This window comes from Avibacterium gallinarum (genome assembly GCF_002921135.1).
GTDB classification, from domain to species: domain Bacteria; phylum Pseudomonadota; class Gammaproteobacteria; order Enterobacterales; family Pasteurellaceae; genus Avibacterium; species Avibacterium gallinarum.
Genome location: NZ_PQVJ01000006.1, coordinates 89441 through 102131, shown reverse-complemented (window position 1 = coordinate 102131; position 12691 = coordinate 89441). Strand labels below are relative to the sequence as shown.

Below are 12691 nucleotides of genomic sequence, written 5' to 3'. Positions count from 1 at the left end.
AATTTTCACCGTATTTCTCTGTTTTAAGGAATAAAAAGAATGAGAGTTTTACACGTTTGTTCAGAACTTTATCCGTTACTCAAAACTGGCGGATTAGCTGATGTGATGGGCGCATTGCCTTTTGCGCAACAGCAAATTGGAATGGACACCCGAATTTTACTGCCTGCTTATCCTGCCATTGCCGCAGGTATTCCTAACACCGTTGTGGTGGCGGAATTTGATAATTTTGCTGGGCATATTGTGCTACGTTATGGTGAATATAACGGGCTAGGCGTTTATTTAATTGATGCGCCGCATTTGTATGCTAGAGAGGGTAATCCTTACCACGATCAATGGTATAACGATTACGCTGACAACTATAAACGCTTTGCTTTGCTCGGTTGGGTTGGGGCAGAGCTTGCGGTGGGCTTAGATGCGTGGTGGCAAGCGGAAGTGGTGCATGCGCACGATTGGCACGCTGGATTAACCAGTGCTTATTTAGTGCTTAAAGGCCGTCCTGCAAAATCGGTATTTACCATTCATAATCTCGCTTATCAAGGCGTGTTTTCTTATCACCATTTGTTTGAACTAGGTCTGCCGTTGGAAATGTTCCATATTGATGGTTTAGAGTTGCACGGACAAATTTCTTATTTGAAATCAGGGCTTTATTATTCCGATGTGGTTACCGCTGTTAGCCCAACCTATGCCAAAGAAATCACCACGCCAGAATTTGGCTACGGTTTGCAAGGTTTACTACAAACCTTAGCGCATCAAGGACGATTAGTCGGCATTCTGAATGGGGTTGATGAGCAAATTTGGAACCCGAATGTGGATCACTACATTGAAGATCATTACAAATTAAAAGCAATGACAGGCAAACGCAAAAATAAAGAAAAACTGCAAGCCTATTTCAATCTTCCTCAACAGCCTGATGCCTTGTTATTTGTTATGGTTACCCGTTTAACGGAACAAAAAGGCGTGGATCTACTTATTCAAAGTGCCGAAACCATTGTACAACAAGGCGGTCAGCTTGCTTTACTTGGCTCAGGCGCACCGCATTTAGAAGAAGGATTACGCCACCTTGCAGAACGTTATCCTGAAAATATCGCAGTAAAAATTGGTTACGATGAAGCCTTATCACACCTAATTATTGCGGGTGGTGATGTGATTTTAGTACCAAGCCGTTTTGAGCCTTGTGGCTTAACCCAACTTTATGGCTTGAAATACGGCACGTTACCATTAGTGCGCGCCACAGGCGGCTTGGCGGATACAGTGGTGGATAGCTATTCTGAAAACATCAAAGCACGCAAAGCCACAGGATTTGTATTTAATGATGCTGATGCACAAGGGTTAAGTTGGGCGATTAACAACGCCTTTGCTCTTTGGCAAAAACAACGCCTATGGCAAAGCGTGCGCGTGGTGGCAATGGAGCAAGATTTCAGCTGGCAAATTGCCGCAAGACATTATCAAGAGTTATATCAACGTATTTTATAGCCTCATTATATTTTGCCTAAAATCTAAGTGCGGTGGAAAAATCTGCGATTTTAGGCTAATTTTTGTTGTATTTTTATGCGAAAAGGATAAAAATACGCCGATTTTAATTTGAAATAGATTAGGAGAGCCACTTATGACAATGGATAACACTGATTTTCCATTCTCTTATAACCAACCTAAGCAGACGACAGAATCACTGAAAAAAGCGATTGTGTATAAACTGATTTTCTTAATTGGACGTTCCCCACAAGAAGCAAGCCAACGTGATTGGCTAAACGCCACCCTTTATGCGGTGCGCGATCTTGTAACGGAAGGCTGGATTTCTACCGCACGCCAATCTCGTGATGAAAAAACACGCCGTGTTTATTATTTATCAATGGAATATTTAATGGGACGCACGCTATCTAATGCGTTGATTGCAGAGGGCGTTTACACCCTTGCTAAAGACGCGTTAGCAGAGCTTGATGTGGATTTAGAAGAAATCATCGAAAAAGAAGTTGATCCTGGTTTAGGTAACGGTGGTTTAGGGCGCTTAGCTGCGTGCTTTATGGATTCGATTGCCACCCTTGCAATCCCCGGTATGGGTTATGGTATTCGTTATGAATACGGAATGTTCCAACAAGCCATTGAAGACGGCAAACAGGTAGAAAAACCTGATGCTTGGTTAGAAAAAGGCGCGCCTTGGGAATTTATTCGTCCATCTAAACGTTTCAATATCCAATTCGGTGGACATATTCATTTTGAAGGCAAAAAATGTGTGTGGGATAGCAAGGAAGAAATTGTCGCATTGGCTTATGACCAAATGATCCCAGGCTATGCCAATGACAGTGCGGCAACCTTACGTTTATGGAGCGCGCACGCAGGGGATTCTTTCAACTTGGCAGAATTTAATCGTGGCGATTATTTCCGTGCGGTAGAACAACGTGCCACGAGTGAAAACGTTTCTCGCGTGTTATACCCTGATGATTCCACTTGGGCAGGACGCGAATTGCGTTTACGCCAAGAGTATTTCTTAGTTTCCGCATCGTTACAAGATATTATCAAACGTCACAAACGCACTCACGGCAGCGTGAAAAATCTTGCCGATAAAGTAGCAATCCACTTAAATGATACCCACCCAGCCTTAGCCATTCCGGAATTAATGTATATTTTAGTGGATAAAGAAGGTTATGATTGGAAAACCGCGTGGGATATGTGCCGCCGCATTTTCTCTTACACTTGCCACACCTTGATGTCGGAAGCATTAGAAACTTGGCCAGTGGAAATGATGGCGAAAATCTTACCGCGCCATTTACAAATTATCTTTGAAATCAATGATTATTTCTTAGAATATGTCCGCACTTATGTAACCACAGACGATGATTTCATTCGCCGCGTATCTTTAATTGAAGAAGGCGATGTACGCAAAGTGCGTATGGGCTGGTTATCCGTTGTGGGATCGCACAAAGTCAATGGGGTAGCGGCAATCCATTCAGATTTAATGGTTACTTCAACCTTTGCGGATTTTGCTCATATTTACCCAGAACGCTTCACCAATGTAACCAATGGGATTACGCCACGCCGTTGGATTGCAGTGGCAAACCCAGATCTTTCCGCCTTATTTGACCGTTATATCGGCACAGAATGGCGACGTGATTTGAGCTTATTGACGGAACTCAAAGCCCATATCAATGACGCAGAAGTGCAACAAGCCATTCCCGCGATTAAACGTGCGAACAAACAGCGTTTAGCCGACTATGTGAAAAAAGAATTGGGGATTGAATTAAACCCTGATGCCTTATTTGATGTGCAAGTGAAGCGTATCCACGAATACAAACGTCAAATTCTCAACGTCTTGCATATCGTTGCACGTTATAACGAAATGCTAGAGAATCCAGAAAAAGACTGGACACCACGCGTATTCATTCTTGCAGGGAAAGCGGCATCAGCCTATTATGCGGCGAAACAAACCATTAATTTAATCAATGATGTGGCGAAAATCATCAATAACGATGAACGCTTGCAAGGTCGCCTGAAAGTGGTGTTTATTCCAAACTACAGCGTCAGCCTTGCTCAGATCATCATTCCTGCTGCGGATATTTCCGAGCAAATTTCTCTCGCAGGAACGGAAGCATCAGGCACAAGTAATATGAAGTTCGCTCTTAATGGCGCATTAACCCTTGGCACATTAGACGGGGCAAACGTAGAAATCTTGGAAAACGTGGGCGAAGATAACATTTTCATTTTTGGTCATACCGTTGAGGAAGTGGAGGCGTTACGTCGTAATGGATACCGCCCATACGATATTTACCAAAGCAATGAACAGTTACGCCGTGTGATTGACCAAATCACATCAGGCTTCTTCTCCCCGAATGACCCGCACCGTTATCAAGATTTACTCAATGGCTTGTGTTATCACGATTATTATCAATCCTTTGCTGATTTCCAAAGCTATGTGGAAGCACAAAAACGGGTTGATGAAAAATACCGTGATCAAAAAGCGTGGACGAACAGCGCATTGCAAAATATTGTCAATATGAGCTTTTTCTCATCAGACAGAACCATTGAAGAATATGCGCAAAAAATCTGGAAAATCCAACCGCTCAAATTAAACTAAGTTTTTGAGCAAACATCTTAACAAAAGTGGGCAAATCGCAAATGCCCACTTTTTTATTATCCTTATCAGTGTAAAATAAGCGAGCATAACGCATTATAGGCAGTATGATTAATGCAGCTTAATCAAGCGACTATCTGCTCTCAAACCGATCTCAAAAGGACATTCTTATGCAAAACATCTTATTTATTGTGCATTCTTCCCCTTATGGCGATGAACATTTTTTCAGCGCTTTACGCCTTGCCTTGCAGTTACAAGAGCAATATAAAAGTGCGGTGCAATTACGCTTATTTTTTATGTCTGATGCCGTGGTGGGCGGTTTAGCTCAGCAGCAGCCAGCGGAGGGCTATCATTTACAACAAATGATCGAAATTCTCACCGCACAAGGAGCGACTATTAAATTATGCAAAACCTGTGCCAATGCACGCGGTATTCACAATGCACCGCTTGCTGATGGGGTGGAAATTGGCACATTAATTGAGCTTGCAGATTGGACAATGGAAGCAGATAAGGTACTGAATTTTTAATTTATGATGACGACAAAAACGCAAACACTCAATCCAGCCACAATGCCGTTGCAGGGCGTTAGCCTGATCGAAGCGTCTGCGGGAACGGGCAAAACCTATACAATGGCGTCCTTGTATATTCGCTTGCTGTTACAAGCAGGGGAGAACTGTTTTAGCCAGCCATTATCGGTGGATAAAATTCTCGTGGTAACCTTTACCGAAATGGCAACGCAAGAGCTGCGCGAGCGTATTCGCGCAAGGATTTACCATAGCAAACAGCTGCTTTTGCAATATCAAGCTACACAGGATTTAGACGTGTTTAGCCAAGGTGGCGATCCTTTGCTTGGCGAGCTTGTACAAAGTTTGCCGGATATTCCTTTGGCGATTCAACGCCTTAATTGGGCGGAGCAGAGTATGGATACCGCCGCGATTTACACGATCCACAGTTTTTGTCGCCGTATGCTAATGCAATATGCCTTTAATTCGGGCGTGCATTTTAATTTGGAATTGGTGAGAGATGAAAGCGAATTGCTCGAACGCCTCACCAATGAATTTTGGCGCGAAGCATTTTATCATCAGCCTGTCATCGTGGCGAAATGGGTTTATGAAAACTTAAAATCGCCACAGGAATTACTGAAAAAAATTAAGGATTATCTAGATAAAGAAACCTTTGATGTGGCACTTTCTGATCCAAGCCTGCTTGACCTTTCTCTTGATGAATTTCTCCAACAACATTTATTGGCTCGCTATCAGGCGATTGATGAGTTTAAGCAAGAATGGTTGGCGAATGAACAAAAACTCGCAGAATTTCTAGAAAAGAATAAAGCACAAATTAAAAATTACCGAGCAGATCATATGCGGGGACGCTTTGAGAAAATGCGTGCGTGGGCGGAAGATCTCGATAATTATAGCTTACCTGATATTCTCATTTATTTTACGGAAAAAGATATTGCTGCCAAAACCAAAGCAGATTTTGAGCCTTTGCAACATTCTTTATTAAGCCAAGCGGAAAAACTGATTGAACAGTCGGAAGGCATTTCCCTCACGTTGCCCATTGTGCTTTACCATTCTATTCGCACTATTCGACAAAAATTGTTTGATTACAAAAAACATCACACGCAAAAAGGCTTTAATGATTTGCTGCGTTTGGTGCGCGAAGGTTTGTGTGGTGAGAATGGGCAAGAATTAGCCGCGCTGATTCGCAATCAATATCCCTTTGCAATGATTGACGAATTTCAGGATACAGACGCCCAGCAGTATCAAATTTTTTCTAAAATTTATATCGAAAATCCGCCGCAACAATCGCAGCCTACAGCTTCAGGCTTTATTATGATTGGCGATCCGAAACAGTCTATTTATCAATTCCGTGGCGCAGATATTTTTACTTATTTTAAGGCTTCGCAACAAGCCAACCAGCGTTTTACACTGAAAGAAAACTGGCGTTCCACCGCCGCATTAATTCAATGTGTTAATGGGATTTTTGATTTTGCACAGCCAGCGCCATTTTTATTTGATGAAATTCAGTTTGAGCCCGTAAAAGCAGGGAAAAATCTACCGCACTTTAACCTTAACGGACAAGATGAGCCAGCTTTAAGTTGCTATTTAGGCGATGCCTATAATCAAGAGCAATTTGCCGAAACCTGCGCCATTTCCATTCAACAATGGTTAAAAAGTGCGGTGCAAAATCAAGCAAAATTTGGCGATGAGCCATTGCAAGCCAAAAATATCGCCGTGCTAGTACGCAGTTGGAAAGAAGCGCTGAGCGTTAAAACTGCCTTGCGAAATTTAGGCATTGCTTCGGTGTATTTGTCGGATAAAAGCAATGTGTTTGACAGCGAAACCGCGCAGGAATTGGCGTTAATTTTGCAGGCTTGTTTAAACCCATTGAATGAGCGCCACATTCTCAACGCCATTGCCACCCGATTATTTGGCTTAACCAGTGCGGAAATTTATCAAATCAAGCAAGATGAAAATCTGTGGGAACAATGGGTGGAAGCCTTTTTTGCCTATCAAAAAACCTGGCAACAAAAAGGCATTTTGGTGATGCTGCACCAATTATTGTTGAATGAAGAAAATCCACTCACCCAACGCTTGCTTGTGCGTAGCCAAGGGGAGCGTATTTTAACCGATTTCTTGCACTTGGCAGAGCTTTTACAGCAAGCTAGCCGCTTAAACGAAAGCGAAGCCGCCTTATTGCGTTGGTTTGAAAAGCAAATTCAAGGCACAGATCGAATGCAAGAAAGTATTCGTTTAGAAAGCGAACGAGATTTAGTGAAAATCGTGACGATTCATAAATCAAAAGGCTTGGCTTATGATTTGGTATGGCTGCCCTTTATTGCCTCCCCTGCGAAAGGTGTCAAAGATACCATCACCACCTATTACGCAAAAGATCAAGTGTTGTGGGATATGGAAAATCAGCAGTCGGCGCTGGTTTTGAAAGAAAATTTGGCAGAAGAAATGCGTTTGCTTTATGTGGCGCTCACCCGCGCTAAATACCAAGTGGCGTGTTGTCTGCCGAAATCCTTTGAGAAAAAATGGAATGGCTTGCTTTATGCCCTAAGTGAAGGGACAATTGGCGAAAAGATAACATTATCCGAAGCCTATGACACCCGCTCATTATTGCAAGCCCTACAGCAAAAAGTGGGCGAGCAGAATGTTGCCATTCGAAGTATCGAAGATCTTGAAGCAAGCGCGCCTTTAGTTTCCGCTTCTCACAATCAAATCTTTAGTCCAGCTATATTTAACGGCAACATTGAATATCATTGGGGGGTAACCAGTTTCACTGATATAGTGCATAAGCATCAGCGTAATAAATTGAAATTACAGGCAGAAAATGAAAGTGCGGGGCAAATTTCGTCAGTTTTTGATCAAGGTAAGGATTACGATTTCAACCTGCCGCCAACAGCAAACTTAAGCGAAGACAATGCACCACCACAAGAAAATGAAAATGCTTATCCGCAAGGTTATAGCCCTTTTGATTTACCAAGTGGCGTGCGCGTGGGGACGATTTTGCACCGATATTTAGAAAAAAATACCGCACAATCCGCCCTTGATGAGCAAAATTTAGCTAAATTATGCCAACTGTTACAGCTTGATGAGCAATGGATTTCCACCTTGCAACAATGGTTTAACGCCATTTATCACAGCCCATTATTGCTAGGGGAAAGCTTAACCCTTGCCCAAATTCAACAACAAGATTGCTTAAAAGAAATGCAATTTTATTTGAAACTCAATAAAGCCTTTGACGCCACGGCGTTTAACCGAGCCTTGCAAAATTATCACCCACATTCTTCGCAAAATCTGATTTTTGAGCGTTTGCAAGGAATGTTGCGCGGCTTTATCGATCTCGTGTTTCGTCATCAGGGCAAATATTATGTGTTGGATTACAAATCAAATTTGCTTGGTCATCAACTGGAAAATTATCAGCCGACGCAGTTGCCTGAAGTGATGAAAAACGGTTTTTATGACTGGCAATATTTGCTTTACACCTTGGCGTTGCACCGTTATTTACAAAGCCGTGATCCAGATTATCAATATGAGCGAGATTTTGGGGGCGTGATTTACACATTCTTGCGTGGAATGAACGGGCAAGATCAAAACGGCATTTATTTTGATAAGCCAGATTGGCGGCTAATTCAAGCCTTGGAGGAATTATTTTAATGCTTGGGCTAATTAAAGAACTGAAAGAAAAAGGCGTGTTTAGCGAGGGCGATTACCATTTTGCACGGCTGATCTCCGAAAAACAACAAGGTAAATCCTATTCCTTACACCAACAAAATTTAGCGATTTTATTGGCGGCGTTGTGCAACTATTCTTATTTGCAGGGGCATAGCTGTTTGTTGCTTGAAGAAAATCTGCTACAGAATTTGTTGCCTTACAGCGAACGAGAATACGCAAACCGCATTAATGAACAAATAGGCTTTCTGCCCGTTACTCAATGGATTGCAGAATTGCAGGATCATATTGCGTTTACCACTGAGCCGAAAAGCAAGGTTGCCCCTTTGGTATTTCAGTTTAACGCCTTGTATTTTTATCGCATTTGGCAAGATGAATATCGTGTGGCGGAATATTTTGCTAATGCCATTAAACGCACTGAACACCATTCAGAAAATCAACGTAAAAAACAAAGTGCGGTGCAAAATCCCGCAATTTTTGACCGCACTTTCGATCCGCAAGCCATTGCGACCATTTTGCAAAAATATTTTCCAGCTTCACCACAACCAACGCAAATTAATTGGCAAGAAATTGCGGTGGCAATGGCGTTGAAACAGCCTTTCACCTTAATCAGTGGTGGGCCGGGAACGGGCAAAACCACCACCGTAACGCGCTTGTTGCTTGCTTTGCAGGATTTGTATCAGCAAGGTTTACGTATCAAACTGGTTGCGCCGACCGGCAAAGCCACCGCGCGGTTAAAAGAGAGTATGGACAATTCCTTGGCTCGCTTACAAGCAGAGCTAGCCTTGCCTGAAACCTTAATTGCAGCCATTCCTACCCAACCTGAAACCTTGCACCGCTTGCTTGGTGTTCGTTTTTATGAAGAAACGCCACGCCATAATAAACAAAACCCTTTGCTCATTGATGTGCTGATGGTGGACGAATCTTCAATGATTGATTTATCCCTAATGGCGAAATTGTTACAGGCGCTAAAACCGCAAACCAAATTGATTTTGTTAGGCGATAAAGATCAGCTTGCTTCCGTGGAGGCAGGGGCGATTTTGGCGGAGTTAGGCAAATTTCTTGCGCAAGGATATAGCCCTGATTTTGTGGCTTATTTACAACAAACCACAGGGCAACATTTGCCAGCGGTGGATAAAGGAAATCCCATTCGCGATCACCTTTGCCATTTAACCCAAAGCCATCGTTTTGATGAACATTCCGCCATTGGTCAGCTCGCGAAACTGATTAATCAAGGCAAAGCCGAAGAAAGCTGGCAGCTGTTGCAAGCAGGGGATTTGGCGAAAAGTGATGTTGTAACAAATTCACCCTTAACCTTAGTGGATTTTATGCAATTTGCCCAAGCGATGGACGTGAATACGGTGGCGTATCAGCAATATTGTGCCAATCTGATTGTGCAAAGTGCGGTGCAAAATTACGCCGATTTTTTAACCTTAATTCAGCAAATTACGGCGCAAAATCAGCCGTTAGATTCAGAAAAAATTCAGCAAATTTTCACCGCATTTAACAAAGTGCGTTATCTTACCGCATTACGCGTAGGGGAGTTGGGCAGTGAAAAACTCAATCAAGGCATTGCAGAGGGGTTGCGTGCAAAAGGCTTAGTGCAATTTAATCAAGCGCGTGAACATTATCTCGGTAAACCTATTATGATTACGCAAAACGACAGCAATGTGGGCTTATATAATGGTGATGTTGGGTTGTATTTATTGAATTTTGATGAACAAGGAAAGGCACGCGGACATTTTTATTTTGAAAATGGCACACGGGAATTAGCCAGCCGAATTCCAAGCCACGACCCCGCTTTTGTGATGACCGTGCATAAATCGCAAGGTTCTGAATTTGATCACGCTTTTATGGTGTTACCCACTGAACCCAACCCGATTTTATCCCGCGAATTAGTTTACACTGGCATTACTCGTGCCAAAAGCCAAGCCACTGTGTTTAGTACGGAACAAAGCTGGAAAAGTGCGGTAAGAAAACCAACCAAACGGCAAAGCGGGTTAGCCTTGTTGTTGCAAGAAATAGTTAAATAAATTAAGAATAAGGTTATCTAACAAGAATAAAAGAGCGGTGAAAAAATCAAAAATTTTTTACCGTACTTTACCTTTATTTCAACCTAAAAATTCACGTCTTTAGTGTAGCATAATACCCATATCGCGATACTACCAGTATTTTTTAGCTTGTTTTCTTGAACGTTTTTAGCGGGAGTATACTCCCTGTTGTTATCTCTTTACAGAGATAACAAACACTCCTGCAAATAAAAATATTTGTGCGTTTAAAATAATTTAAATACTAAATTTATAGGAGCTAAAATGCTTATTCCAATTTTAGAGAATGGAACTACTCTTTATAAAGATAGTTTTGGTAATAAATACCAATATGATCTGACTAAACCTGCCGATAAATTAAGCTATGATACTGATTTATCCGCCCAAATGCGTGACAAAATGTCTGTAACCCCAACTCGCAATTCAAATGGAGGAGGAATTTATGAGTAATCAATATACCGCAGAGGAAATAAAAGAAATTCTGTTAGATGAAGGATATCGTTCAGTCACTATAGTGAAAGAAGATATCGCAGTATTAAAGGTTAATGGAAATAACTATCTTATTGCGTTGTATGAAAATGGCGATATTCAACTGGTTTATGTAGTAGCTATGCCTATGTTATCTTTAGAAAAAGTGAATGATTGGAATGCAAACCATAGATTAGGGTGTTTATATGTTGACGAGGCAAATAAACTTTCATTCTCTATCACTTTGCCTGCACTTGGTGAGAGATTATCCAAAGCGAGAATCGTAAAAGGCGTATCTAGTATGTTAAATGCTGTTAGAACAATTGATATTTTTGAGTTTGTAGAAGACTAGATGAAAGAATAAAAAATGCGGTGAACTTTTTGTATCACCGCATTTTTTTCATTTAATTTTAGAAATTCGCGTTTCTTGGTGCGCGTGGGAATGGGATCACGTCGCGGATATTTTGCACGCCGGTTACATAAACGATTAAACGTTCAAAACCTAAACCGAAGCCTGAATGTGGCACAGTGCCGTAGCGGCGTAGATCGCGATACCACCAGTAATCTTCTGGGTTTAGACCCATTTCAAGCATACGTTTATCTAGCACATCTAGGCGTTCTTCACGTTGCGAACCACCAATGATTTCACCAATTCCTGGGGCTAATACGTCCATTGCCGCCACGGTTTTGCCGTCATCATTTAAGCGCATATAGAACGCTTTGATGTCTTTTGGATAGTTTTTCACCACCACTGGGGATTTGAAATATTCTTCCGCTAAATAGCGTTCGTGTTCTGAGGACAAATCAATCCCCCAAGATACTGGGTATTCAAATTTTTTGCCTGATTTTAATAGGATTTCAATGGCATCTGTGTAATCAATTTGTGCAAAATCAGAATTAATGAAGTTTTCTAAACGGCTGATAACGTCTTTATCAACGTGTTTTTCAAAGAATTTTAAGTCATCTTTACGTTCATCTAATACCGCACGGAACACATATTTAAGCATATCTTCCGCAAGTTTTGCGTTATCGTTTAGATCCGCAAAGGCGATTTCAGGCTCAACCATCCAGAATTCTGCCAAGTGGCGAGTGGTGTTTGAATTTTCTGCACGGAATGTTGGGCCAAAGGTATAGATTTTACTTAATGCACAAGCGTAAGTTTCGCCGTTTAGCTGACCAGATACGGTTAAAAACGCTTCTTTTCCGAAGAAATCTTGCGAAAAATCTACCGCACCTTGTTCTGTGCGTGGCAGGTTTTCTAAGTCAAGGGTGGAAACACGGAACATTTCGCCAGCACCCTCTGTGTCAGAAGCGGTGATAAGTGGGGTAGCTACCCAGTAGAAGCCTTGTTCGTGGAAGAAACGGTGAATCGCTTGGGCTAAGCAATGGCGTACACGTGCTACTGCACCGATAATGTTGGTACGCGGGCGTAAATGTGCCACTTCACGCAAATATTCGATGCTATGGCGTTTAGCTGCCATTGGGTAAGTGTCGGGATCTTCCACCCAGCCTGTTACTTCCACGTTTTCCGCCTGTAATTCCACCGCTTGCCCTTGTGCTGGGGATTCCACCACTGTTCCTGTTACAATCACCGAACAGCCTGTGGTGAGGCGTAGGATTTCATTTTGATAATTGGCAATGTCGCTATTGACGATCACTTGGATAGGATCGAAGCAAGAGCCGTCATACACCGCAAGGAAAGAAAGCCCTGCTTTAGAATCGCGGCGAGTACGCACCCAGCCACGCACGGTAACTTGATCACCGATTTGAATTTTGCCTTGTAATACATCTACGATAGGGGCAATTTGTGTCATATAAACCTCAATCAAAAAAATTAGCGTAAAAACGTGCCTAGTTTACCGCAAGTCAGAAAATTTGCCAAAATGAATTGTGCGATTGTTTTTGTGAAGTCGCCCACAAAATTGAAG

8 protein-coding genes are annotated in these 12691 nt (G+C 42.2%); 7 read left to right on the top strand and 1 reads right to left on the bottom strand.

Annotation, left to right across the window (positions count from 1 at the left end; translation table 11 throughout):
- Positions 1 to 39 precede the first annotated feature (39 nt).
- The 7 genes from glgA to C3007_RS02075 all read left to right on the top strand — a co-directional run bounded on the left by glgA (position 40) and on the right by C3007_RS02075 (position 11115).
- Positions 40 to 1473: a glycogen synthase GlgA gene (gene glgA, locus C3007_RS02105; RefSeq protein WP_103852862.1), complete on the top strand. Its 1434-nt coding sequence runs from the start codon at positions 40 to 42 to the stop codon at positions 1471 to 1473.
- Between the two features lie 133 nt (positions 1474 to 1606).
- Positions 1607 to 4069 carry a glycogen/starch/alpha-glucan phosphorylase gene (locus C3007_RS02100; RefSeq protein WP_103852861.1) on the top strand — a complete coding sequence of 821 codons (2463 nt, stop codon included), beginning with the start codon at positions 1607 to 1609 and terminating at the stop codon, positions 4067 to 4069.
- A 167-nt stretch (positions 4070 to 4236) separates the two neighbouring features.
- Positions 4237 to 4593 (top strand): DsrE/DsrF/TusD sulfur relay family protein, encoded by a 357-nt coding sequence (locus C3007_RS02095; RefSeq protein ID WP_103852860.1) that lies wholly within the window; start codon positions 4237 to 4239, stop codon positions 4591 to 4593.
- A 6-nt stretch (positions 4594 to 4599) separates the two neighbouring features.
- Complete coding sequence (gene recB, locus C3007_RS02090) at positions 4600 to 8232, top strand: exodeoxyribonuclease V subunit beta (protein ID WP_103852859.1); 3633 nt, start codon at positions 4600 to 4602, stop codon at positions 8230 to 8232.
- Complete coding sequence (gene recD / locus C3007_RS02085) at positions 8232 to 10280, top strand: exodeoxyribonuclease V subunit alpha (protein ID WP_103852858.1); 2049 nt, start codon at positions 8232 to 8234, stop codon at positions 10278 to 10280. Before recB ends, recD begins: the two co-directional genes overlap by 1 nt.
- Positions 10281 to 10559: 279 nt before the next feature.
- Complete coding sequence (locus C3007_RS02080) at positions 10560 to 10745, top strand: hypothetical protein (RefSeq protein WP_103852857.1); 186 nt, start codon at positions 10560 to 10562, stop codon at positions 10743 to 10745.
- Positions 10738 to 11115: a YbjN domain-containing protein gene (locus tag C3007_RS02075; RefSeq protein ID WP_165779940.1), complete on the top strand. Its 378-nt coding sequence runs from the start codon at positions 10738 to 10740 to the stop codon at positions 11113 to 11115. The genes C3007_RS02080 and C3007_RS02075 overlap by 8 nt, the downstream gene beginning before the upstream one ends.
- A gap of 58 nt (positions 11116 to 11173) precedes the next feature.
- Here the strand turns inward: C3007_RS02075 and asnS are convergent, their stop codons facing one another.
- Entirely contained in the window at positions 11174 to 12577 is a 1404-nt protein-coding gene (gene asnS / locus C3007_RS02070) for an asparagine--tRNA ligase (protein ID WP_103852855.1), read from the bottom strand.
- Positions 12578 to 12691: the final 114 nt, after the last annotated feature.